This is a genomic window from Paenibacillus sp. J22R232 (assembly GCF_056269165.1).
This window is the reverse complement of sequence record NZ_JBWDNK010000003.1, coordinates 131,066-154,435: the sequence shown is the minus strand read 5'-3', so window position 1 is coordinate 154,435 and position 23,370 is coordinate 131,066. Positions and strand designations below refer to the sequence as shown.

The 23,370-nt window shown below is 50.1% G+C and carries 20 protein-coding genes and 5 riboswitches; of the genes, 5 read left to right on the top strand and 15 right to left on the bottom strand.

Features of this window, described 5'->3' with window-relative positions; genetic code table 11:
- Positions 1-7 precede the first annotated feature (7 nt).
- On the bottom strand, positions 8-1,417 hold the full coding sequence (locus tag AC0YN3_RS11720; RefSeq protein ID WP_475775245.1) for a copper resistance D family protein: 1,410 nt from the start codon (positions 1,415-1,417) through the stop codon (positions 8-10).
- Between the two features lie 174 nt (positions 1,418-1,591).
- Here AC0YN3_RS11720 and AC0YN3_RS11715 point away from each other — a divergent pair, with 174 nt between their 5' ends.
- A complete protein-coding gene (locus AC0YN3_RS11715; protein WP_475775244.1) occupies positions 1,592-1,744 on the top strand; it encodes a hypothetical protein in 153 nt (50 codons plus the stop codon).
- A 59-nt stretch (positions 1,745-1,803) separates the two neighbouring features.
- Here AC0YN3_RS11715 and AC0YN3_RS11710 read toward each other — a convergent pair whose 3' ends face one another.
- Positions 1,804-2,214 carry a gamma-glutamylcyclotransferase family protein gene (locus AC0YN3_RS11710; RefSeq protein ID WP_475775243.1) on the bottom strand — a complete coding sequence of 137 codons (411 nt, stop codon included), beginning with the start codon at positions 2,212-2,214 and terminating at the stop codon, positions 1,804-1,806.
- Positions 2,215-2,428: 214 nt separating this feature from the next.
- Here AC0YN3_RS11710 and AC0YN3_RS11705 point away from each other — a divergent pair, with 214 nt between their 5' ends.
- Positions 2,429-3,808, top strand: a complete 1,380-nt coding sequence (locus tag AC0YN3_RS11705; protein ID WP_475775242.1) for a Glu/Leu/Phe/Val family dehydrogenase — start codon at positions 2,429-2,431, stop codon at positions 3,806-3,808.
- Between the two features lie 56 nt (positions 3,809-3,864).
- Here AC0YN3_RS11705 and AC0YN3_RS11700 read toward each other — a convergent pair whose 3' ends face one another.
- Positions 3,865-5,178: a VWA domain-containing protein gene (locus AC0YN3_RS11700; protein ID WP_475775241.1), complete on the bottom strand. Its 1,314-nt coding sequence runs from the start codon at positions 5,176-5,178 to the stop codon at positions 3,865-3,867.
- A gap of 152 nt (positions 5,179-5,330) precedes the next feature.
- On the opposite strand from AC0YN3_RS11700, the gene AC0YN3_RS11695 reads away from it, so the two are divergent.
- Entirely contained in the window at positions 5,331-5,633 is a 303-nt protein-coding gene (locus tag AC0YN3_RS11695) for a hypothetical protein (protein ID WP_183567345.1), read from the top strand.
- A 61-nt stretch (positions 5,634-5,694) separates the two neighbouring features.
- Here the strand turns inward: AC0YN3_RS11695 and AC0YN3_RS11690 are convergent, their stop codons facing one another.
- From AC0YN3_RS11690 to AC0YN3_RS11675, 4 genes are all read right to left on the bottom strand, one after another.
- Complete coding sequence (locus AC0YN3_RS11690; protein ID WP_475775240.1) at positions 5,695-6,657, bottom strand: aldolase catalytic domain-containing protein; 963 nt, start codon at positions 6,655-6,657, stop codon at positions 5,695-5,697.
- Between the two features lie 93 nt (positions 6,658-6,750).
- Entirely contained in the window at positions 6,751-7,779 is a 1,029-nt protein-coding gene (locus tag AC0YN3_RS11685; protein WP_475775239.1) for a hypothetical protein, read from the bottom strand.
- A 128-nt stretch (positions 7,780-7,907) separates the two neighbouring features.
- The gene (locus tag AC0YN3_RS11680; protein ID WP_475775238.1) at positions 7,908-8,654 is read right to left on the bottom strand and encodes a GTP cyclohydrolase II; all 747 of its coding nucleotides are present in this window, start codon (positions 8,652-8,654) and stop codon (positions 7,908-7,910) included.
- A 32-nt stretch (positions 8,655-8,686) separates the two neighbouring features.
- The gene (locus tag AC0YN3_RS11675; protein WP_475775237.1) at positions 8,687-9,469 is read right to left on the bottom strand and encodes a DODA-type extradiol aromatic ring-opening family dioxygenase; all 783 of its coding nucleotides are present in this window, start codon (positions 9,467-9,469) and stop codon (positions 8,687-8,689) included.
- A 141-nt stretch (positions 9,470-9,610) separates the two neighbouring features.
- Between AC0YN3_RS11675 and AC0YN3_RS11670 the strand changes: the two genes are divergently transcribed.
- Positions 9,611-9,931 (top strand): winged helix-turn-helix transcriptional regulator, encoded by a 321-nt coding sequence (locus AC0YN3_RS11670; RefSeq protein WP_475775236.1) that lies wholly within the window; start codon positions 9,611-9,613, stop codon positions 9,929-9,931.
- Between the two features lie 70 nt (positions 9,932-10,001).
- On the opposite strand, the gene AC0YN3_RS11665 is transcribed toward AC0YN3_RS11670, so the two are convergent.
- The 6 genes from AC0YN3_RS11665 to AC0YN3_RS11640 all read right to left on the bottom strand — a co-directional run bounded on the left by AC0YN3_RS11665 (position 10,002) and on the right by AC0YN3_RS11640 (position 17,277).
- Positions 10,002-12,278, bottom strand: a complete 2,277-nt coding sequence (locus AC0YN3_RS11665; RefSeq protein ID WP_475775235.1) for a histidine kinase — start codon at positions 12,276-12,278, stop codon at positions 10,002-10,004.
- A gap of 4 nt (positions 12,279-12,282) precedes the next feature.
- Complete coding sequence (kdpC, locus tag AC0YN3_RS11660; protein ID WP_475775234.1) at positions 12,283-12,894, bottom strand: potassium-transporting ATPase subunit KdpC; 612 nt, start codon at positions 12,892-12,894, stop codon at positions 12,283-12,285.
- A 32-nt stretch (positions 12,895-12,926) separates the two neighbouring features.
- Complete coding sequence (kdpB, locus tag AC0YN3_RS11655; protein WP_475775233.1) at positions 12,927-14,960, bottom strand: potassium-transporting ATPase subunit KdpB; 2,034 nt, start codon at positions 14,958-14,960, stop codon at positions 12,927-12,929.
- 18 nt (positions 14,961-14,978) lie between these two features.
- Positions 14,979-16,658, bottom strand: a complete 1,680-nt coding sequence (gene kdpA, locus AC0YN3_RS11650) for a potassium-transporting ATPase subunit KdpA (RefSeq protein WP_475775232.1) — start codon at positions 16,656-16,658, stop codon at positions 14,979-14,981.
- A 19-nt stretch (positions 16,659-16,677) separates the two neighbouring features.
- A complete protein-coding gene (gene kdpF / locus AC0YN3_RS11645) occupies positions 16,678-16,755 on the bottom strand; it encodes a K(+)-transporting ATPase subunit F (RefSeq protein ID WP_475775624.1) in 78 nt (25 codons plus the stop codon).
- Positions 16,756-16,878: 123 nt separating this feature from the next.
- Positions 16,879-17,277, bottom strand: coding sequence for a hypothetical protein (locus AC0YN3_RS11640; RefSeq protein ID WP_475775231.1), 399 nt, complete (start codon positions 17,275-17,277; stop codon positions 16,879-16,881).
- A 120-nt stretch (positions 17,278-17,397) separates the two neighbouring features.
- Positions 17,398-17,563: riboswitch (cyclic di-AMP (ydaO/yuaA leader) on the bottom strand.
- Between the two features lie 24 nt (positions 17,564-17,587).
- Positions 17,588-17,787, bottom strand: a riboswitch (cyclic di-AMP (ydaO/yuaA leader).
- Between the two features lie 395 nt (positions 17,788-18,182).
- A riboswitch (cyclic di-AMP (ydaO/yuaA leader) is annotated at positions 18,183-18,348 on the top strand.
- Positions 18,349-18,825: 477 nt separating this feature from the next.
- Positions 18,826-18,988, top strand: a riboswitch (cyclic di-AMP (ydaO/yuaA leader).
- A 5-nt stretch (positions 18,989-18,993) separates the two neighbouring features.
- Here AC0YN3_RS11640 and AC0YN3_RS11635 point away from each other — a divergent pair.
- Entirely contained in the window at positions 18,994-19,419 is a 426-nt protein-coding gene (locus AC0YN3_RS11635) for a hypothetical protein (protein ID WP_475775230.1), read from the top strand.
- 107 nt (positions 19,420-19,526) lie between these two features.
- Here the strand turns inward: AC0YN3_RS11635 and AC0YN3_RS11630 are convergent, their stop codons facing one another.
- Positions 19,527-21,257 carry a methyl-accepting chemotaxis protein gene (locus AC0YN3_RS11630; RefSeq protein ID WP_475775229.1) on the bottom strand — a complete coding sequence of 577 codons (1,731 nt, stop codon included), beginning with the start codon at positions 21,255-21,257 and terminating at the stop codon, positions 19,527-19,529.
- Positions 21,238-22,920, bottom strand: coding sequence for a pyridoxal phosphate-dependent decarboxylase family protein (locus tag AC0YN3_RS11625; protein ID WP_475775228.1), 1,683 nt, complete (start codon positions 22,918-22,920; stop codon positions 21,238-21,240). Before AC0YN3_RS11625 ends, AC0YN3_RS11630 begins: the two co-directional genes overlap by 20 nt.
- A gap of 92 nt (positions 22,921-23,012) precedes the next feature.
- A riboswitch (cyclic di-GMP riboswitch) is annotated at positions 23,013-23,098 on the bottom strand.
- Positions 23,099-23,370 lie beyond the last annotated feature (272 nt).

Here is a 23,370-nt window from a genome sequence, read left to right as displayed (position 1 = left end):
CCTCCTGCTAGTCATTCCGCCATGCAATGATCTTCTTCGTCACGGCATCCGATTGATCCAATACGAGCAGCTCGGCTTCCCAAGCGCCGCGATACGGAAGATCTACTTTCCGTGCGACGTAATCCGTTTCGGTAAACCCCGGGAAAGCAAAAAAGTCCTCGCCGCTGTCGCTCTGGAGAATAGCCTCTACCGCTTTCTCCTTGGGGTGGTCAACCGAACGGAGCAGCAGCCTGACTGATACGGGAGACCCTAACTGCTCCGGCAGCCACACCTTAAGCGAAATACGGTTAGGGCCTGGACCATTCGGCGTTATGGCTAAAGTATAGTGGAAGTTTTCCCCCATTTCGTGATGGGAGAAGGGCTCCGTCTCCGGGATTGGGCTCACGTAGGTGAAAATGCTCGCCACGACCAGCACCAAAGCCATCATTAGCCCGTCCAGCTTGAGCAGATTGCCGCTTGGCAGCCTTTGGCTCTTGATCCTCCTGCGCAGCAGGAATCCACAGCAGGCGATAACGAGCACGAAGCCTGCTTTCGCAAGAAGCATGATCCCCCAGCTCGTATAGATCAAATAACGCCACGAAGGCAGCAATTGTATCGTCATTCCGATTCCGCTAACGCTTAGCAGCAGGATGGACAACCATGCCGCGCGCATGAACCGCTCAGCGAATCTCCCGGCTTCCTTCCTGTCTGCCCGCCAGAACAGCAAAAGCAGGATCAAGCCCCCCGCCCACAGTGCAGAACAAGCAACGTGTATGAAATCCAGTACGACCGCAAGCGAATTGCTAGGCAATGCCAGCACATGCCCGTTGAAGCTTTCTGCCGCAGCAAGCAGCAGCGCCCATATTGCACGCAGCGAATCCGGAAGACGCAGCATGACAAAACCGAGCAGGGAGAGCACCACTAACGCTAACCAGGATTGCCCCGTGGAAGTGTCGGTTAGAATCCGCAGCCACTCTTTCGGATCAGATCCGTCATATCCGCTCATAAGCTGGCTGACATGAACGAATACGAATAACAGGACCGCAACCAGCAGCGCTCTCATGGCAGGAATGCTCCATTTGCTCAGCAGCTTTCGCTGCGCGTCATTCTGGTCTGCAGGAATGGCGATGGACCACAGCATCAAGCCTGCTGCCAGCATGAAAGCAAAATAATAAAATGATCTTACCGCATAAAAGAAAGCCTCCTGCACCGTAACGCCTTTGTCGGAATGCTCCTCGGTTGAATGGTTGTGGCCAACCTGTTCATGCGGGTCGAATGTTGTGTCCTCTGTCGTCAGCATCGCTTCTGCCATCGCCGTTGAAGGAAACAGCCATAACGTACCGACTATGCAAAGCATCAATAAAAGCATGCTGATTGACCTATATTTCGTCCTGCTTTTGATCGCTGCCCGATGCATACAAACCTCAATAGTACCCAATTGATGTCACTTCCCTTTAAGTCATTCTGCTTTAGTGTACTAGACCGCTGTCAACAGAACAATTATAGTCCGAAAAGCACTCGCTGCATACCTCCGTTCACAGCCCGTTTGCATAAGGAATGGGAATTAGGCTCATTCTACTATTAAACAAATCTTTACGAGGAAGTGAACGCAATGATGGACAGAGACTACCGCCTAGCCGAGCTCGGCGGCCACAGCGATGCGTTAGATGCCATTCGCAGGCTTGAGCAGCAATTGACGGACGCATACGGCACAGATGTAGCCTTAATTGCCTATGCCGCAGAGCATGAGGAAGAGACGAAGTAGATAAACACCGCATAACAGCAAAAAGGCATGTTCCCGGCGCCGCCTGGAACATGTCTTTTTCATTCGTGGAGCCGCTGTTTAGAAGCATGATAATCCGGCCAATAATCAACCCCGACGGCTGGATATCCTCTCGTTGATTCCCATATGTAAGTCCAGCCGGCAACGTTGGCATCCTTGGCATCGCTCAGCCATATACGCTCATAGTCATTCTGCTCCTCGATTCCGTAAAACTCCTCCAGCCTGTCCATTGCGGCAATGCCCGCTCTGCTTACGGCAATCCATTGTCCGCGTATTACGCTTTTGCGCCTGATCGCGATTTCGTCGCGAACGGCCGCCGGATATGCGCCGCAATCAACGAGCCTTGCCGCTATCCATCCCTCTTGGCTCGCCAGCAAATGCGGAGAAACGATATGATGGTTGCTTTGTCCCGGCAATAGCGACCCATATACAAAAACATAAAATGAACGCATTCTGCCGCTCCTTTTCTGCACATAGGTTGTTTTAATCCATTCTTTTCTCTAAATATTATTTTACGCGAATATATACGAAGAAAACAGGCATCTCATTCATGGAACCGCGGTTGTTTTGGCTAAATCGTTCCATTATGTTACAGTTAGAGTTCCGTTGCGGCTAAGCTTGCGCGGACAGCATCTCATTCCTGAACATAGAGGAGGTCGTTTAGTTATGGCAAGCCAAACAGGAGCCATCGTACAGCAATCCTTAAACGCACTAATGGGAGATCCCGCTTTTTTACCGAATTTGCAGGAGCAAGCCCGGGAACAAGCTTTTTTATCGCTTGCAGCTATTTTGTCGACGCCCAATAAAGTACATAAAGCCTTTTTGCGCATTACCGTTGATAACGGGAATGTCGTTCGCATCCCAGCTTACCGCATCCAGCACAATGATACGCTAGGTCCCTACAAAGGCGGCATCCGGTTCCATGAATCCGTCAGCGAAGACGAAGTTACCAACCTTGCTGCGCTCATGACGCTCAAAAACGCGCTGCATGAGGTTCCTTTCGGAGGCGGTAAAGGCGGGGTTGTGATTAATCCGCGTACCTACTCTGCCAAGGAGCTCTATCTCATCTGCAAAAAGTATGTCCAATATTTCAGCGATGTCCTCGGACCCGACAAGGATATTCCCGCTCCCGATATGGGAACGGGCGAGCGCGAGATGGACTGGATGATGGCCGAATACAAGAGCATCCATCCCGGTCAGCCCTATCTCGGCAGCTTTACGGGAAAAAGCGTCATCAACGGCGGCTCGCTCGGACGCAGGGAAGCTACGGGAAAAGGCGTTTATTTCACGTTCCGCTATATGCTGTACGACTTCCTGAAAGCCCAGAGCAGCTGGCTTGCAGGCAGTACGAATCCATTCGTCCAGACCGCGCTGGCCCTTGCCGACAAACCGCTGTCCATTGCCGTGCAAGGCTTTGGCAACGTAGGCTCGGTTGCGGCGATGGAAGCCTACAAATGCGCAAACCTGCAGAACAAGGTTGTCGCAGTCAGTGACCGGAACGTAACGCTATACAATCCGGATGGCTTATCCGTACCGGCCTTGCTTGATTACGCCGTACGGCACCAAGGCGATCTTCCTGCAACGGAAGCCGCCCTAAGCGAGCTTGATCTGAAAGCGCAAATCCTCGGCCGCGAGGATGTTCTTTATTTGAATGTGGACGTACTCATTCTTGCTGCGCTTGAAGAACAGGTGCATAAAGGAAATGTGGACCAGGTAAAAGCCCGCATCATCGTCGAAGGAGCGAATGCTCCCGTTACGGGCGAAGCCGATGAGGCTTTGACCGCGAGAGGCACGATCATTATCCCTGATATTTTGGCAAATGCCGGCGGTGTCATCGTCTCCTATTTCGAATGGCTGCAAGGACGGGAAACGCAGTTTTTCAGCGAAGAGCAGGTTTATCAGATGCTCTATGAGAAAATGAAAAAAACGTTGAACGGCATTTTGCCGGCATTCTTCGGCGATCCGTTCCCGCTTCGCCAAAACTGCTACAATCACGCCGTTATGAAGCTATCCACCGTGCTTTATCGCCAAGGCAAACTATACTAACCGTTAGAAGAGGGCCATCCGCTTGCAGCCGCAGCTGCTTGCGAATGGCCCTTTTTTTATTGCTGCACGTACCGATTAATAACCTCAACGAGCAAATCGTTCAGGAGCTTTACCTCGTATTCCCCTACGGCAGGCTCAAGATGGTCGCCCCCAATGCCGCTGTCGTCGGTTAGGAATAAATAGGTCCCGCCCGTCGCCGCCGCCATAAAGCGCATCAAATACTCCGTATCGATGCTCACGCCACTTGATGCTACGGGTATAAACCGTATCCCCTGCGCAGCGGCATCCTTCGTCAGCTTCTTTATTTCATCAATAACCTGCTCTTCGTCATGCGGCGGGGCATCAAGCACCAAGAATAGCAGCCTCGTCCTCGCTTCCTCGCTCCACTTATGCTCATGTACCGCGTCGCGCAGCGCCTGATCCACCGCCTCAGGGAAATCGCCGCCTCCCTCTGCTTTCTGCTTGCCGAACTGGCTCGTCACTTCGTTGACATCCGTTGTGAACGGATACGGCTTAACGACGTAATCATCATAACGATCCCGGTAAAAGTTAGCGCTGATTCGAATATCAAGCTGATTGGCATGCTCACGCGATACGCGGTTCACGACATCCTTTAGCTCCGCTTCCAAATAATTCAGCTCATCCTCCATCGAGCCCGTTGTATCCACGACAAACATGACATCCACCTGCTTGGATAACACAGTCCCTTTTCCGATATCGACTTTAATGCTGCCCTGCTGCGGGATATCCAGCTTCTGCGTCGTTTTCGATTCCTGGCCAGACTGTACCTTCACCGCATACGAGCCGCTATTCGCCGTATCCCTCTCGAACAATGAGGCATAGACGAACGCTCTGCCTTCCGTATTCGTACGTGCCTTCCAGACCGATTGCCCGCCGGCGAGAAGGTCCACGCTTGCATCTGCCACAGCCTTTCCGCTTGCGGTAACGATGACTTCAAGCCGGTGGAAATTCCAAAATTGCCACAGCCTCATGCTGGAGTCGCCCTCTTGGCTGTTAAGCAGGTTGCCGAAGCGCTCCCATGCCGCCAGATCGTCCCATTCTCCTGCCGTTAATTGCCCTGCTTGCACCGATTTACCCGGATCGTTGTAGCTTCGCTTGCCGCCTTCTTTCTCTCTAGCAGGCTCCTCGCTTAACGAACGGTCCTCGCTGTCGGAAGTTAAGCCCTTCGTTGGCGCCTCTTCGCTGCTGCTCGCTTCTCCTGCGGAATCACTTTTTCCAGCAGAAGCATTGTTCCCCGCGGATGAGCATGCACTAAGTACGAGAAGCAGCGCAAGCATAAGTGCCGCGATCCAGTGGTTTCCTCTTTTATGGCGGATTGATGCCCTGTTGAACGAATGACCCTCTTTCATTCTTTCAGCCCCTTATCTTTGTATTTCCTAATCTGACGAATAATGGATAAGGAAAGTTGCATAATGGGGCCCATAACCTTACAATCGTTAACAGACATGCGCAAGCCCGAGAGGCTGCAGCATCAAGCTTGCATAGCAGGAGGAATAGGACTTTGGAAACCTTTGAATTACTGGCATTGGAAATGACTTATCAGCAGCAAACCATTCAGCTCTCTTTTACCTCGGCCGAACTCGTTCGCGTAACGGAATACGGAGACCGTTTGTGGTATGTAGATATCAACGGCGTCGGAGACCGCGAGCTGCTCGCCCTGTTCGGGCGAAGCGAAGATATCGGCATCGCGCTTACCGCTGTCGCAAGCACCGGCCAAACCTTCCGCGGACATGGCTATTTCCATCCCAATGAGCCGCATCAAGCGGCCGCCATTCGCGGAGACGGGGAGCTGCTTGAGCAGTAATCGCGCGACAAAAAAAAGCTCCGGGAATCTCATAAGAGAATTTCCCGGAGCTTTTCAACGTTTATTTGCCGTGTGCGATCTCAGGCGTTGTAAGGCGGTCGTAGAACTCAACGCCCTTGTCTTTGTCAGCCGAATCACGGAGCGCCATGGCGGAGCGAGGGTGCTCATCCAGAATACCCGTGATCATGTAAGGAATGATGTAACCCCACTCTTCTTTCTCGCGAAGCGGCACCATGTACTTCTCGATCATGTCCAGAACTGGACGGATATTGTATTTCGTATTTTGAAGCTCGGCTACCAGCAGCTCCGTGTTGCAGTTGCCCGCAGCGCGGCCCATGCCGTAGACGGAAGCGTCCAGAAGCTCGACGCCCTTCTCCGCAGCAAGCAGCGTATTAGCGAATGCAAGCTGAAGATTGTTATGCGCATGAACGCCCAAGCGTTTGTTAGGCAGGTACTGGCGGAATTTCTCAACCAGGTAGCTCATATCGTTCGGCTTCAGGCTGCCGTAAGAATCTACGACGTAAACGACGTCAACCACGCTATCGTTAATAAGCTCGAAAGCTTCAATCAGCTGGTTTTCCATAACGTTCGATAGCGCCATAATGTTAATCGTCGTTTCATAACCGCGGTCATGGAACACTTTAACAAGCTCAAGCGCCTTGTCTACGTCTTGGATGTAGCAAGCTACGCGGATCAAGTCAAGCAGGCTCTCGCTGCGCGGCAAAATGTCGTTCTCGTCGACACGGCCGATATCAACAAGCGCGGATAGCTTTGTATTCCCTTTGTTCGGGATCACTTTTTTCAAAAAATCGTCGTTCAGGAACCGCCAAGGGCCTGCACTTTCAGCGCCTTTCAGCAGCTTTGGCGAATTTTTATAGCCGATTTCCATATAATCGACGCCGGCTTCGTTCAAGCTTTGGTACAAATGCTGAACGAACTCGACACTGAAATCCCAGTTATTCACGAGACCGCCATCGCGGATCGTGCAGTCAACAATTTTACAATGGCTTGTTTTTGATTGCATGCGTTGTTACTCCTTTAATTTGAACATGAGTTCATTTTTTCTCATCATACTTGAAAAGGAACCGGAACGCAAAATAATTTTGTCGTTTTCTGGCTATTTTAGAAGCATTTCCGCATGCTGCGGCAAGTCTTTGCGGAAGTTTTTTATATCCGCTATTTCTGCTGCTTCCCCGTTTTTTCCTTCCATGACTAGATCGCCATGCTTCGCAACAATTTCAACAAATGACTTCGTTATCCGGGCAGTAACCGACTCGGGCGCTTTTGCTATTGTCGCCTGGTAGCTGCTCTTCACTTCCTCCAGCAGCCGATACGACTGCGCGTCATGAACAGCTGAATTAGGCAAACCGTTCACGTACATCGTCATGTACCCGTTCACGTATTTGTCCTGTACCGCTTCGCGTTCGGGAGCATCTTTATGCTCCCGTATAAATGCTTCGGCAAGCAGAGCACGCGAAGCAAGCTCATCCCACGTAATATGGAGACCGCCATCCTTGGCTGTCGCTTCATCCGATTCCAAAGCCATCAGCTCGACGTAGTCACGGAGCTGATCCGACAGCAGCTCTCCCATTCCGCTCCAATACCTATAATCAACAACTGGATAAATGGAACCTTCTACCGTTTCCAGCTTATATCCGCCTTCATATGCCTTCTGGACGAGCACCTTTACCCTTTCCTGCGGGATAGCCGCGGCACTCGCTTTGGTTATCGGCCATGTCTCCGCTGTCAGCGCCTCTTGCACATCCGGCTCAAAAAAAGCAGCCTGCGCCTCGGGTAGATGCGCATCATAATAATCGAAGAGGCCGCGAAGCATCGCATCCGCTGTCGTCTGATCCGCCTTCGTCATATCCTCGTCCATCAAGGCAACTAGATCGGAGGCATCCGCAGCCACCTTGAGCCGAAGCTTAAACGCCGACAGCAGCGCTTGCTGGTCAGCCTGCTCCTGCTGCACTTGCTGCTCCTGTTGCTCATTGCGCGCTTCATCCGTTACCTGAATATCTGGCTTGACGTTACTCGATGAAGGGGATAAGCTGCATCCTGCCAACGACAATAAAGCAACAACGACCGATCCAGCAAACCATGTTTTGCTTTTCCTGTATCTATTATGACCATACCTTCGCAACATTCATCCATCCTCTCCTCGCATCCGATTTGTCGACCAATATGTAATAGACGTGGCGGCGCCGCCAAATGTTTTCGCAAAAAAAACCGCACAATGGAGCCAGAGGCTGCCACGGTACGGTTTCTGCATGATTATTTCACCAAAGTCTGGGGCTCTTGGCCGAAGTGTCCGGATCTGCTCATTTTGGTATGAAGGTATTTCTCGTTATAGACGGAAGAGTTGCCCCATAACGGTACCCTGCCCGCAATGTTCAAGCCTGCTTTTCGCAATGCTTCCACTTTTCGCGGGTTGTTCGTAATGATCGATACCGGCAAAGCGCGAAGCAGCTTCAACACGGCAATGGCGTCGCTGTAATCGCGGGCATCGTCCGCGAAGCCCAGCTCCGTATTCGCGTCAACCGTATCGAGCCCGTCCTCTTGCAGGAGGTACGCGATCGCTTTGCTGAACAAGCCGATTCCGCGGCCCTCGTGGTTAGCCAGATAAAACAGCGCTCCAGTGCCATGCTCGGTAATAATCCGCATGGATTGCTTCAATTGAAAGCCGCAGTCGCATCTTGCGCTTCCGAATATATCACCGGTGTGGCAAATGCTGTGCATCCGAATCAAGGCATCCTCGCTATGTTCAAAATCCCCGTATACGAGAACGCTTGATTGCTGTAGATCCGCGTAAGAGAAGCGATTCAAATCCTCTACAAGCTGCTCGGGAGACATTTCCTCGCCTGCTTCCTTGCGAAGCCAGCTGTACCAATGGAACATCTTGGTTTCACCGTCGAGCTCGACGGGAAGCTTGACCGGTCCGATGACGTAGATATCGTCGTTGCCGGACTGCGTGCGCTTTAGTTTATCTTTAATGATTGCTGCAATATTGGGTTTTATCATGTTCGTTCACCTTTTCTGATATAGATATGGAATTAAAATTGCATGGATAAGTAGCTGAGCGTTCCGAATTCATAGCTTCTATATATAACTTGCGGCCTTTCGCCGGGGCTTCCGCTTCCAAGCGCGATATACAAGGGAACGAAGTGCTCAGCGCGAGGTACAGCCATTTTAGCATGCGGAGCCAGCTGTTCATACTGAAATAGAGAATTTGTATCATGATTATTCATATTTTCTATTAACCAATCGTCGAATTCGACAGCCCAGCTCTCCGGCTCCTGCTGTCCCCATTTCACTGCCCGCAAATTATGAACGGTTACGCCGCTGCCAATCAGCAGAATATTATGAGAGCTAAGGCTCCGCAGCGCTTCTCCGATTCGGTACTGTTCGGCCGCCGTACGGTCAGGATTAACCGATACTTGCACGACCGGAACATCCGCCTTTGGGAACATATGCTTCAGCATCGTCCAAGATCCGTGGTCAAGTCCTCTTGACGTATCATATGCAACTGGAATATGTTGTTCGCTCAGCAAACGACCAACAAGCTCTGCCACTTTCATAGAGCCCTTCGCCGGGTATTTGACCTGATACAGCTCATCGGGAAAACCATAGAAATCATAAATCGTCTCGTATTCGTCATCCTTGGAAGAAATCGTGACAGCCTCGGTTTCCCAGTGGGCAGTAAAGATAACGATCGCGTCCGGTTTCAGGCTTGCTCCAATCTGCTGAAGAAATTGGCTATATGCATTCTGCTCCACTGCGAGCATCGGTGATCCATGGGCTAAAAACAACGGTTTCACGGTAGGTCCTCCTAGCATTTCACTTACTATTTGTAACTAATTATAATTTCATAACTAAGGATAGTCAAGTAATTAACACTATTCAGGTGTGCTTGTATAAATAAGATATCGAGGTTATACTAAAGAGAAGATAAAAGAGGTATAAAAGAGGTGATACTCATGGAACAATCTACCCTTTGCCCCCGGTTTCAGAGGGGAATGGACATAGTCAGCAAACGTTGGACCGGCCTCATTATATTCCAGCTGCTGTCCGGCCCTCAGCGCTTCTGCGCCGTTCAATCTGCGCTTCCGATCAGCGGCAGGCTATTGTCAGAGCGGTTCAAGGATCTAGAAAACGAAGGTATCGTCGCTAGGCATGTTTATCCCGATATACCCGTTCGCATAGAATATTCACTAACGGAAAAGGGCCGTGCCCTTGAGCCGATCATCCGTGAAATTCAAATATGGTCCCAGGATTGGATCGAAATAACCGAAGCTTGAAAAGAGTGCTGCATGCAAAAGGAATATCACGAAAGCGGATCCGATTACTCCGTTTCGCGATATTCCTTTTTTAATGGTGACTGACAGCCATTCGCCTAGCCACTATGAGAAGATCCATGTGACGGCCGCCTTGCAGCAGCTTAGGAACGATAAAGCCCGAGCGTCTTGCCTGCCAGCCCGAGCGCCTTGGCTGGCCGACAATAAGCTGCGTAGCCTTTGCCCTCTTCGCTGCCGTAAGCAGCGTTCCTGCAATATCGCCGCGACTCTCGGCATGTGAAAGCTCGAATAAACCGCCAAGCCGCTCCGTCAAATGCATAAGCTTGTTAATGGAATCGGATTCCGCAGACTGGCCGCACTGTACATGATGCACATGCCACTGCGCCTTAAGGCGATTCGCAATCCGGAATCCACGCCTGATCAAACGCTCCGCATCCTCTTGCAATGCAATGCCAACGAAAATAACTTCCTTCCTGCGCAGCGGCCCTCTTAGGCTCTGGTTCCGATCCCATGATTCCAGCCGTTCATCTACGTCATCAGCAAGCTCGCGCAGGGCGAGCTCCCGCAAGGCTATTAAATTTCCAGTCGTAAAAAAAGCGGAGAGCGCCTGCTCTACTTTATTCCGGTCATATATTTTCCCTTCCTTCATGCGCTGCTGCAGCATCTGCGGTGTCACGTCGATCAGCTCCACCTGATTAGCGGAGCGAATGATCGCATCCGGCACGGTTTCTCTAACGCGGATTCCCGTAATTTGTTCAATCGCGTCATTAAGGCTTTCAATATGCTGAACGTTCATGGTTGAGATAACGGATATGCCGCTATCCATCAAGCGTATGACATCCTCGTATCTTTTTTTCCTTACGCTTCCAGGCATATTCGTATGGGCCAGCTCATCCACCAGCACGACATCAGGGTTCCGGCGAATGATCGCTTCTACATCCATCTCTTCCAGCTTCGTTCCGAGATATGAAATCACTTGGCGGGGGATAACGGGAAGATCCCCAATTTGTCTCCTCGTCTCCTCGCGGCCGTGCGTTTCGACTAAACCGATCACGACGTCTACGCCTTTCTGCAGCAGCAGATTAGCTTCGGCCAGCATCCGGTACGTTTTTCCGACACCGGGAGCAGCACCGATGAACAAATGGAAATGCCCCCTGCGAATAGACTTTGCTTGCTGTTCCCTTTGATCCGGACTGACTCTGCGAAACAACCCTTTGGCACCATCTCGCCTGTGCTTAACCGGCAATATCCGTTCCCCCTCATGCTCCGCACGGTCAGCCATAAGAAACAGATCGACCTGCCTAAGCCTCCGCAGCAAGCCGAGTGCAATGGATCCTTGCTTGAACTGCTGCCATCTGCTCTGCTTCGAATGGCCCATTACGATGCGGGTCACATGCTGCTCCTCCGCATAGGAAGCAAGCTCAGCGGACAACCGGCGCCGATTAAGCAGGGGAAGCTCCTCGAATGAGCCTCCTACTTTAATCGCCAGCTTTTTAATGGAAGCTTTAAATGCCTGTTCGTCCTTGGTCAGCTTTCGGTGCGGAGGCATGAATGACACAACGACGACATCGCCGCCCAGCCTTCTGGCAATCTGCTCTCCTCTCCTTACATATAAGGAACCGTTCCAATGGTATTGCGCGGTCACCAATATTCGCTCCGACGCTCCGGAAGGACCGGAGAGCCCAAGCTCCTCGCGATGCTTCTCCAGCGATTCGTTCACGCCTTCCGCAACGAGGCGAAGCGCCAGCTCTCGAAGCACCGCCAAATTCCCGCGCTGCGCGATTGCAGGCTCCGGACTGCCTTTCAGCCTGCCTTCCTCGAACCGCTGCAGCATCGTTTCAGGCGATACATCGATTAAACGAACCTCATCAGCCAGCTCAAGGGTGTTCGCAGGAACGGTAGCCAGCGGACGTACGCCAGTCCATCTGAACGCTTCCTCATCTATGCCTTCCAGCTCGTAGACATTAATCGTCGTTACCACGCTTATGCCGCGTCCGATCAGAAACTGCACTTCCTCCAGCCTCGTTCGGAATCCAGACCCATTTTCGTTCAGGTGAGCCAATCCGTCAATAAGCACCGCTTCCGGATTGCGCGCAGCCAGCGTCTCCACATTCAGAGCCGCTTGCTCAAAGGGAGCTGCCAGCGCAATCGTTTCTTCGCTCTGAGGCATCGGCAGCGCGCATAGCACGACGTCAATTCCCTCCTGCATAAGCTGCAATCCTTCTCTAAGCATATGGTAGGTTTTCCCCGATCCGCTTACGGAGCCGACGAGTATTTTGAGTCGGCCCTGATGCAGCTTGGCAATGGACAGCAACAGCTCCTCCGGTGTTTTCTTCCTAAAGGAAGCCATCCTTTTATTCTCCCAATATAGCGGATAAGGCAAGATTCAGCTTCAGCACATTGACCCGCTCATCGCCGAATACGCCTAGGTCTCGGCCCTCCGTATGCTTCTCAACAAGCTGCTTCAGCACGTCGGCCGGCTCCCCTGTCAGCTTGCTGATTCTGGCGATTTGCACCATGGCTGACTGCGGCGTAATATGCGGATCGAGACCTGAGCCCGAGTTCGTAATGAGTGCAATCGGCAGCTCCGATACCGGAACATCCGGGTTCTGCAGCCTCCATGCTTCGATAGACGCGGCAGTGCGCTCGATCAAAGCCGGATTCGAGGGCCCGAAGTTGTTCGAGCCTGAGCCGGCAGCGTTGTATTCGATGCTCGATACGCGGCCTTGAAACCATTTCGGATCTTTAAAGCTTTGTCCGATCAGCTCTGAGCCAACCACCTGACCCGTTTGGTCTTTTATTAAGCTTCCTGCTGCTTGGCCCGGAAAGAGCAGCTGCGCTGCTCCCGTGCTTACCAGCGGATAAACGATCCCGCATATTACCATGAACAACAAGCTGATGCGTAAAGGAACAGTGATCGCCGATAGCCTAGAGGAACGCGGATCTTCATTCTTATAATCATTCATATCGTCATGCCTTCTCTCTAATTAATGTAGGATTAAATCCACAAATGGACGGCAAAATCAATAAGCTTAATGCCGACAAACGGAACAATCACGCCGCCAAGGCCATAAATGAAAACGTTTCGGCTTAGCAGCTTCGAGCCGCTCATCGGTTTGTACGCTACGCCTTTAATGGCAAGCGGTATGAGAAGCGGAATAATTATCGCGTTGAAAATAAGCGCCGACAAAATCGCGGAGAGCGGCGAGCCCAGATTCATTATATTAAGCACGCCCATCTCGGGAATGGCGAGCATGAACATGGCCGGTATGATGGCAAAATATTTGGCGATGTCATTCGCGATACTGAAAGTAGTGAGCGCTCCCCTTGTCATCAGCAGCTGCTTGCCAATCGCGACCACCTCGATTATTTTGGAAGGGTCGGAATCGAGATCGACCATATTAGCCGCTTCCTTCGCAGCGATCGTTCCGCTATTCATGGCTAGGCCCACATCGGCTTGGGCGAGTGCGGGCGCGTCGTTCGTCCCGTCCCCTGTCATCGCTACCATTTTCCCTTCGGCCTGCTCGCGGCGGATGACCGCGATCTTATCCTCGGGCTTCGCTTCCGCGATGAAATCGTCTACCCCTGCTTCACGGGCGATTGTTGCAGCCGTTAACGGATTATCCCCCGTGCACATAATCGTTTTGATCCCCATCTCGCGAAGCTGGTCGAAGCGCTCCTTCATGCCTGGCTTTACCGTATCCTTCAAATAGATAACGCCGAACATCCGGTTATCGACTGCTACGGCAAGCGGCGTACCGCCTAATGTCGCGATCGTATTCGAGATTTGCTCCAAATCGGGGGGGATGTCGCCGCCCTGCGCGGCAACCCATTTCCTAACCGCATCAACGGCGCCTTTCCTGACGCGTCTGCCGTCTGCGAGATCCATGCCGCTCATTCGCGTCTCCGCTTTGAACTCGACGAATTCCCCGCCTGCCGCAAGCGCTGCATCATAGCTCATTCCCTGCTTCTTCGCCCATTCCAGCACGGAGCGCCCTTCAGGCGTTTCGTCCATGAGAGAGCTGATGGCTGCCCACTCCGACAAGGTCTCGACGCTGCTTCCGGCTACCGGCACAAGATCGCTCGCCATCCGGTTTCCGAAGGTAATCGTTCCTGTTTTATCAAGAATCATCGTATTGATGTCGCCAGCCGCTTCAACCGCCTTGCCTGACATCGCCAGTACGTTGAACTGCGTAACCCTATCCATGCCGGCGATGCCAATCGCGGACAATAAACCGCCTATCGTCGTCGGAATCAAACAAACAAGCAGCGCAATCAGAATGGGGATCTCCAGCTCAATGCCGAGGTAGCTCGCAATTGGCGCAAGCGTGACGACAACGATTAGGAAGATGATCGTCAAGCTGATCAATAATGTGCTCAGCGCGATTTCGTTCGGCGTTTTCTGGCGTTTGGCACCCTCAACCAACGCAATCATCCGGTCAATGAAGGATTGTCCCGGCTCGCTTGTCATACGCACCTTAATTTGATCGCTGACTACCCGTGTCCCACCAGTTACCGAACTAAAATCCCCGCCTGCCTCTTTAATGACAGGAGCAGATTCTCCAGTGATCGCGGATTCGTCTACGGAAGCAAGCCCGGCAATGACCTCTCCGTCGCCAGGTATCATTTCGCCTTGCGACACAATGACGATATCTCCCTTGCGAAGCTCCGTTGACGATACGACGGTTACGGCTTCGCCAACCAGCTTATTCGCGCTCATATCCTGCTTCGATTTTTTGAGCGAGCTCGCTTGCGCCTTGCCTCTGCCCTCCGCGATTGCCTCCGCAATGTTAGCGAACAGCAGCGTAAAGAGCAGAATGAAAAACACGGCGATATTGAAACCCATCGCAGCCTGCGATTGAAATAACCGAGGGAATACGATCATTAGCAGTACGATAAGCGTGCCTGCTTCAACGACAAACATAACCGGGTTTTTGATCATGACAGCTGGATTCAGCTTAATAAAGCTCTCGCGGACTGCCTGCTTTAGCGCACCAGCAGACAATGCGGTATTCGTCTTGTTTCGATTCATTATCGTTCACCTCATCCGTTAGCGGAGTGTTAGAAATTCTGCGATTGGACCAAGCACAATGACCGGCAGGAAGGTCAGGGCACCAATTAAAAGCACGGTTCCGATTAACAGGGCCGCGAACAGCTTATTGTCCGTTCGGAAAGTCCCGATCGTCTCCGGGACGGTCTGCTTGCGCATGAGCGAGCCTGCGACAGCGAGCATCGCAATCATCGAAATATAGCGGCCAAACAGCATCACGAGGCCGGTGCTTATGTTCCAGAACGGCGTATTGTCGCCTAATCCCTCGAATCCGGAACCGTTGTTAGCTGCGGAGGAAGTGAATTCATACAGCACCTGGCTTATCCCATGGAAGCCTGGATTCGTAATCGCGCCATGCCCGAGCTCCGTCAAGAACGCAATTGCGGTTGGCACTAATATAATAAAGGGATGTGCGAGAATGGCTACGGCGATGAGCTTCATTTCCCGCGGCTCTATTTTGCGTCCCAAAAACTCCGGCGTTCGCCCTACCATCAAGCCGCATATGAATACGGCAAGAATGGCATACATGAGCATGTTGATTAAACCGACGCCTTTGCCGCCGAATACGACGTTCAGCATCATTTCACCAAGCGGCACCAAGCCCCCTAGCGGCGTCAGCGTGTCATGCATATTATTGACCGTACCGGTCGTGGCTGCGGTCGTAACGGCCGTGAAGAGCGCCGACTGGGCAATGCCGAATCTGACCTCCTTGCCTTCCATGCTGCCTTGCGATGCATCGATGCCAAGCGCGCTCATCGCCGGATTCCCTGCTTTCTCGGACGTATAAGCTACGCTTAGGAAGACGAGGAACAGACACATCATCGCGCAAAAAACGACCCAGCCCTGCTTTTTGTTTTTCGCAAAAAGACCGAACGTATAAGGCAGCGCTGCGGGCAGCGCCCACATCGACAAGATTTGAATCACATTCGTAAGCGGGTTGGGATTCTCGAACGGATGAGCGGAGTTGACGCCAAAAAATCCGCCGCCGTTCGTCCCAAGATGCTTGATTGATTCGAGCGATGCAACGGGACCAATCGCAATCTGCTGCATGGCTCCCTCAAGCGTTTTGACGGTCAACGTCGGATCAAGCGTCTGCGGCACCTGAAGCGCAACGAGAACGAGCGTAATGATAAAAGAAAGAGGAAGAAAAATTCTCGTATGCGCTTTGACGAAATCCTCGAAAAAGTTTCCGAGCGTTTTCCCTTTGCTCGTTATCCCGCGGACGAATGCAATCGCAACCGAGAAACCCGTTGCAGCTGACGTGAACATCATCATCATGATGACCGCCATTTGAGAGAAGTAGGACAAGGCACTCTCGCCGCTGTAGTGCTGCAGATTCGTATTCGTAATAAAGCTGATGACCGTATTGAACGTAAGCGTCGGCTCCAAGCTTCCCATGCCGTTCGGGTTGAAGGGCAGCGCATGCTGCAGCCGCAATATCACATAACTGAACGCGACCAATATCAGATTAGTGGCCATAAAGCTAAGCGCATATTTTTTCCAGCCCATGCCCTCTCGCTTACGAACGCCGATTAAGGTAAAGATAAGCCGCTCGGTGCCGCCAAATATGCGGTCCAGCCGGTTCTGCTCATTGGAGAACACATGATAGACATAAGTGCCGAGCGGCTTAACCAGAAGCACGAGCACCGCAAGCACGACAAGCATTTGTACGATATCCATCGGTTTAAATCCTCCTCTATTAAAACTTCTCCGGATGTAATAAGGCATAGATCAAGTACACGAAAACAAACAATGCCATTATCGCCACGACTATCATTCGCGCTCGCCTCCTGATTGCCGGGTAACGCCATCGCACCAAGCAGCAAAGCCGTAAAATAAACCAAAGGCAACGAGCAAGGTAACAACCATAAATAAATCCTGCATGGAAACGCCTCCTGCGCTATTTGTTGTTTAATAAGAAGCTTACTTCTCCCGTTTGGGAGAAAACGATATGGCTTGCGCCTAGTCCCTTGTATATGGCTCTAGGATTCCATTGCTGCGTAATGACATAGATAGGCTCCGACGTCCAGCTGCGGCAGCATTGCACAAAGCGGCAGCTAAGGGCGAGACTGCTCTCGAAGATGAATACATCCCTGACCCGAAATGCGGGCGGAACCCAGCTATTGCGATCATTGGTATTGATGAATATCACATCCGTAATGCCATGCTTGCGAAGCTGTTTTGCCTCCTGCTTGCTATTCGTCAGCACGGTGAACTTCAGCCGGCGGAACTGCAATGCTCTTATGAATGATTGGCTGGCTTCATTCAAGCCTGCCACAATAATTTGCTCTTCCTCCACACGCTCTATCCTCCATTTGGTAAAAAAGGCAACAAAAAAGAAGCCTTGGGATAAGAGGTACACATCCCGCGGCTTCTTGACACCCACAGCTGAATAAGCTGCAGGCAGCGCGCTTTCTGTTGCCTCTCTCGAGTTCGCTTACGAGGTTAGCTGTCGGATTCGGGCCTTGAGAGTTGCCCTACGCTTGTATAGACAAGCGATTCACCCCATGAACGGCAATGCTTGCAAGCAAGCCGTTCGTTGGTTCCCCCGTTCCTGCTTCCGCAGGACTCAGCGTTGTTCATTCTGGTATTGCTTCAGACTTCAATCATTCCTCTCTCGAGCGACGCTTACGAGGTTAGCTGCCGGATTCGGGCGGTGAGAGTCGCCCTACCTTAACCGGTGTCCATGGCACCGGTCAAAGATTCACCCCGGCCGTGCGCTCATCCGACTCTCACATCGGACACGCGTACGGCGTTATCATTGGTTCCCCCGTTTTCCGTCTTCACGGAAACTCAGCGATCAGTCAATCAAAGCTAATTAGTAAATCCTGTATCGAATCTTACTCCTCGCCCTAATTGCTGTAAAGCATGCTTGCTGGCTAATTTAGTCAATATCCGACTTCTACGAGCGTTCGCAACGCTTACATTCTTCACAAACTCTGAATACCTCACTAAATCATCGTTTTACTCGCGTTTTTGAAAATAATTTCTCATGCTCGGATACCGCTAATCCGGCTAAATAAACAGACTATTCCAACCTTGAGATCGATGAAGCATCAGTGAGCATTTCCGAGAAAAAGATCGATTCCCTCGCTTTTTTGATGGCTTTTCTCAAAAATCGGCTTTAGGCCGCCCGATCCTTGGCAACTTGCATTTTACAATCGCTTGAATCGAGATTAGTATAGACGGCAAGCCGAACAAGGCTTATGACTATCGCTGAATTTTTCAAATGAAAAGCGGGGGAACCACTAGCGGACGGCATCCAGATAAGCCGTTCGAACGGGGTGAATCTGTGGCAAACAAGCTCCAGTAGGGCAGCTCTCTAGCCCGAATCCGACAGCTAACCTCGTAAGCGAATTTGAGGAGAGATCCATTGTGACCATGCAAACCGCAACCCCTTTAGGGAAAGCAGTACAATCAACTACAGAGCCAATAACCATTAAAAGAATCGAGCTTTTTGTCTTTCCCGCAAGCGCACCCGAGCCCGGCTTTCGTATATGCCTTCGCCTTACAACTGGGCTAGGACATGATTGGGGCGAGTTATTCATCAGAAAATGTGAAAAGCCTAAGGACTGGGTTAGTTGGGGCAGCGTACTGCTTAGGTTCGTCGGTCCTTTTCAGGTCGAAGATATGCGCTCATCTCTCCCGGATATAAACGTAAGAGACGGACGCATTTATACATTGTTATTATCCGCAGCCGATCATAGCAAATGCCCTTCACGCCTGGAAATGGAACATCATGACCACGTTGAGGAGGCAGTGTTTTTCAACCAAGCCATATCCTATATTTCTTTATTCTGATTGCATAAGATTTACAGAGCTGCAATTAAGGGGTATAATGAAGGGTACATTATTCACGCTGAATTTTTCGAATGAAAAAGCGGGGGAACCATCGCGAACGATTACCAATCGTTTCGCAAGGGGTGAATCCAGGGATTTGTAACCCTGGTAGGGCATTCTCTCTAGCCCGAATCCGACAGCTAACCTCGTAAGCGAACAAAGGAGAGATTTATTTATGTTGACGAATTGTGAAAGCCATCTGCAATACTTTGCGAAACAGACTCCTCATCTTTCCATTTCCCGCATCGAAATATTTGTCATTCCTGCCATTGCCGTCGATTCTGCAGGCCATCGTATCTGCCTTCGTTTAACGAGCAATCAAGGCTTCGGCTGGAGCGAGCTATTCGCCAGCGATACAGAAGCCGACATTGATTTGGAACGATGGAGCGACCTGCTACAAAGCTTTATCGGCAGCATCCCACTTCCACCTCTTAACCAGTACCACTATGACAAATCGGACCAAGACGGGCGTGCTTTCGAGTTGTTCTTCAGTGCAGTCAACCACACTCTTGCCCAGTCCGCCGAATCGGCCTCGCACGGCAGCAACCATGAAGAATCTGTTTTGCGTCAACGTTCTGTCTCCTACGTCTCTTTGGATTAACGAAAGGTTCAATTAGCAATAGAAAGTCCAGAACATTCAGCCCTGTTCTGGACTTTCTTCCGTTTCTATGTGTTTTTAGAATAAATATTTCAAATTACGCCAATCGTTTAATTGTCCAGCTTATATTGTTTGACTGAATCATTCAGATCAATGGACAGCGTAGATAGCTGTATAATGACAGCTGCAATCTCTTGCATGGAAGCGCTCTGCTGCTGCGCGGATGCAGCGACCTCTTCCGTCCCAGCAGCTTGTTCCTGCGTTATACCGGAGATTTGCTGCATCGAGTCGGTTATTTTAACAAAAGACTCATCTACCTTGCCTAATGCGCTGAACATATGATTCGTATGCTCCGTAAACGAGGATACTCCTCCATAGATGCCTTTGAAGTTTTCATACGTTCCTTGTATCCATGAATGCCCCTGCTCAACGGCCTTGCTTCCTTCCTCAATGCTTTTCATCACGAGCAAGCTGTTGGATTGGGTACTCGAAACAAGATCGGTAACCGATAATGCGGCTTGCGCCGATTGTGACGCCAGCTTCTTAACCTCGCCGGCAACTACCGCAAAGCCTCGTCCAACGTCTCCTGCGCGCGCAGCTTCGATTGAAGCATTCAAAGCGAGCAGGTTCGTTTGATTGGATATTTCCGAAATGATATTGATGATCTCGCTTATCTCGTTGGAGCGTTTGCCTAATGTCGTGGCTGCTTCTTGGGACTCCTGCATCGCTTGCTTGATGACCATCATCTGCTGAAGCGTTCTTTCGACTAGATCCTGCCCTTGCTCGGATTGTACGTGTACCTCTGTTGCGATGTTCTGAATATCCTTCATCCCGTTCGATACATCTTTAATCTCATTATCGATATGATTAATATTCGTATGGCTATGTGTTACGCTTTGAACGATTTCATTAATGCCCTCAGACATCCGGTTTGTTGAATCCGCAACCTGCTGTGCGCTGTTTGTGGACTCATTGACCGATTGCTTCAAGTGCTGGCTCGTTTCCGAAATCAAATTTGAAGAAGCAATGACTTGCTGAATGAGCGTTTTAAGGCTCGCGATCATTAATCCGAACGATACCGACAATTTCCCGATTTCATCCTTGCTGTGGATCGAAATCGCTGTTTTCATATCGCCTGCCGCGATCTTATCGGCTGCAAGCATTAGTTTTCTTAGCGGATTCGTAATGACTTTACCGATCACGGCCGCAATGATACTCCCCACTACAAGCACGATCAGTGAAATAATAATCGTAGTCAGGTTTGAGCTAGCTGTTGTTTTCGGCACAACCGAAGCATCCAGATCTATCCCGAGTATGCCATAGGTAACGCCTGAATTATCCGATACCGGAACGAATATGGATTTATGAGTACCGTACTCGTCCACGTAAATAGGGCTTATCATTGATTTCTTGTCTGAAATCGCTGCTTTCATTTCATCGGTGAACGGATACGGCGTTCCAAAATCATCCGGCACGCCTGATAGAATTAGAATCCGTTCATTGTCCCCCGTATTCGATAGAATATAAATATTCTCAAGGCTATGGATCTCCTGCAGCTTCTCAAGCTCTGTTTTGATCAGCGCATAATTCGGATCCTCTATGCCTGACAGCTGCTTTCCTGAGCCGGGGATTGAAGCTAACGTATTGCTTGCAATTTGAATATCGGTTATCAATCGCTTATCGAACTGCTCCAGCAATTTCTCCGAAAGATTGTGCTGGGACATGTAACTCGATATAGCAAAGGCTGCACAAGTGATAACTTGCAAAAGCAGTATGCTTAATGCGATTTTTACGGCTAGATGCTCCTTATACCAATTGAAACTAAGTATAGATTTCTTCATGAGTGTACTCCCTTTTATTCATTCGATTATATTCCGAATAGGTTTCTTCGATTTTTCCTTTTAAATATTGGACGATGGAATGAACATCGGATACCTGCGTATACGGTGAAATAACGAACAGCTTGCTGGCATACAGCGCGATCCGTTTAGCATCTGTCGTTGGTACGTAAAGATGCTTTTTCGTATCGCCGAAGAACATTTCGCTCCGGTCTCTTCCCAGAATTTCAAATAATATTTCATTTAATTTGTTTTCCCTGTCTACTTCCTCGTAGCTGCAAGCACCGGCATATTCCTTTGGATATCCGTTCAGCCCATCCGAATACAACCGGAACAAAGTGATGATGCCCGGATTATGCGGATTTACAATAATCGCTTCCGGTATTTCCAGCTTCAGCGCTTTTCGGAAAGCGACATTTACTTCAACGAACTGAGCCAGCAGCTTTTGATAGCCTTCAATGCCAAACGCCAACAAAGCGCTGTATATGCTGATGGAGCTTCCCATTCTTGAGCATTCTAGCGTGTAGCTCGTGTGATATTGCCCATATCCTCGGTGTCCAACATAAGGTGTCTCGTCTGGATCCAAATCCAGAAGCTTTAAATCAGTAGCATTTTTCACTAAAAACAAGCTCGTTGAATAAGGCGTTTGCCCGAGCTTCTGAAAATCGAAGCAAAGCGAATCCGCTTTGTTCAAATGTTTCATTTTGGCTTGAATGGTTTGGAGTGCCGCAAGCGCATCTCCCTCAATGCTCAACGGATTATTAGCGAAATCATAGTTGTTGAAGAATGCGAAAAATCCGCCCAGAGCCGAGTCGGCATGAATGTGAGGCCGATTTATCCGATGCTCCTGTGCTAAGCGTTCTGTCATTCTATGCACGTCATCAAGGCTATCAATGCCCATTGCATCTGTCGTGCCCGTCGTGGCAACGACATATATCGGAATGCCGCCATTCGCAATGACCTGTTCCATTTTTGCTTTCAAATCGTCAATGTCCATCGAGCTGTCTTCGTGCGTACGGATTTTGACTAAATGATCGCTTCCGAGCCCCGTTGCTTCCATCGCCTTATAAAGGCTGTAATGCGCTGCCTCCGAGCAGAAAGCGTATAAATTCTGGGGCACTCCGGACTTGGCGGCGGATGAGCTTGCTTTATTGATTGCAAGCCTGAGGCCAGTAAATATAGCGCCCTGGCCGCCCCAGGTTGTGTATCCTCCGCTTTCTGCCGTTCGATATCCGACAAGATCCGACATCATTGCAACAACCTTAACTTCGGCTTCTGCGCCTGCCGGCCCATACACATCCCATAAATTATTGCCATTCACCATAAATGCCGCAAGCATGCCAAGTATGCCCGGTGTACTCGCCATAGGCAAAATGTTGGTTAGAAAATATTTGGTATGATAGGGATGAGCATGAAGCAAGGAAAGAAGCTCTTTGTTAACCTCTTCCAGAGGACTTCCGCTATGCGGAATTCGGCTAACATCCGCCAGCTCCTTATAAAATAACGGTCCTCTATCTTTATTCCCCTTCAAAAAAACCGAATCGGGATCTTTTAGCTCATCGACGCCGCTAACGATCTGCCCCATTAATTCCAACATTTGATTCCGTTGAGCTGCGTTTCCATCATCACTTGGAAATAAACGGCGAATATCTGATTGATTATGCATAACGTTATGACCTCTCTCCACTATTTGAATTTATCTCTCTGAATAAAAAAAGGCATACCTATAATTTTTCATAGGTATGCCTTTGCTTAATGCTTCGCAACTGGCTGACATTTCTTTTTAAGAAGTAGTCCCTATAGCTTTGCGCCACCATCTTTCGATGGGTTTGCCCGTATGAGATTTGGAGAAATTTGTACTTTAATTAGTAATCATTTACAGCTACTAGGAACATTCTACTATTTCGCATTTCTAAGATCAATACGTATTTATATATATAAGTCTAAAGTAATAGACAATTCGCCAAGAATTTATCTTTTTGTCACAATTGATATGATAATATACGGCTTTTTGGCTTATTATTAGTCGGATCAGTCTATTTATTTTCAAAAAAAACATATGTATGCACATATTAAAACGCATAAAAAAGAAGAGTTATATCCCTTCCTCTCTAGC

Bases quoted from the DNA above. Each gene is read 5' to 3' on its own strand.
- AC0YN3_RS11715 (WP_475775244.1), top strand. From the start codon at position 1,592: ATGATGGACAGAGACTACCGCCTAGCCGAGCTCGGCGGCCACAGCGAT.
- AC0YN3_RS11710 (WP_475775243.1), bottom strand. From the start codon at position 2,214: ATGCGTTCATTTTATGTTTTTGTATATGGGTCGCTATTGCCGGGACAA.
- AC0YN3_RS11705 (WP_475775242.1), top strand. From the start codon at position 2,429: ATGGCAAGCCAAACAGGAGCCATCGTACAGCAATCCTTAAACGCACTA.
- AC0YN3_RS11700 (WP_475775241.1), bottom strand. From the start codon at position 5,178: ATGAAAGAGGGTCATTCGTTCAACAGGGCATCAATCCGCCATAAAAGA.
- AC0YN3_RS11690 (WP_475775240.1), bottom strand. From the start codon at position 6,657: ATGCAATCAAAAACAAGCCATTGTAAAATTGTTGACTGCACGATCCGC.
- AC0YN3_RS11685 (WP_475775239.1), bottom strand. From the start codon at position 7,779: ATGTTGCGAAGGTATGGTCATAATAGATACAGGAAAAGCAAAACATGG.
- AC0YN3_RS11680 (WP_475775238.1), bottom strand. From the start codon at position 8,654: ATGATAAAACCCAATATTGCAGCAATCATTAAAGATAAACTAAAGCGC.
- AC0YN3_RS11675 (WP_475775237.1), bottom strand. From the start codon at position 9,469: ATGCTAGGAGGACCTACCGTGAAACCGTTGTTTTTAGCCCATGGATCA.
- AC0YN3_RS11670 (WP_475775236.1), top strand. From the start codon at position 9,611: ATGGAACAATCTACCCTTTGCCCCCGGTTTCAGAGGGGAATGGACATA.
- AC0YN3_RS11665 (WP_475775235.1), bottom strand. From the start codon at position 12,278: ATGGCTTCCTTTAGGAAGAAAACACCGGAGGAGCTGTTGCTGTCCATT.
- kdpC (WP_475775234.1), bottom strand. From the start codon at position 12,894: ATGAATGATTATAAGAATGAAGATCCGCGTTCCTCTAGGCTATCGGCG.
- kdpB (WP_475775233.1), bottom strand. From the start codon at position 14,960: ATGAATCGAAACAAGACGAATACCGCATTGTCTGCTGGTGCGCTAAAG.
- kdpA (WP_475775232.1), bottom strand. From the start codon at position 16,658: ATGGATATCGTACAAATGCTTGTCGTGCTTGCGGTGCTCGTGCTTCTG.
- kdpF (WP_475775624.1), bottom strand. From the start codon at position 16,755: ATGATAGTCGTGGCGATAATGGCATTGTTTGTTTTCGTGTACTTGATC.
- AC0YN3_RS11635 (WP_475775230.1), top strand. From the start codon at position 18,994: ATGTTGACGAATTGTGAAAGCCATCTGCAATACTTTGCGAAACAGACT.
- AC0YN3_RS11630 (WP_475775229.1), bottom strand. From the start codon at position 21,257: ATGAAGAAATCTATACTTAGTTTCAATTGGTATAAGGAGCATCTAGCC.
- AC0YN3_RS11625 (WP_475775228.1), bottom strand. From the start codon at position 22,920: ATGCATAATCAATCAGATATTCGCCGTTTATTTCCAAGTGATGATGGA.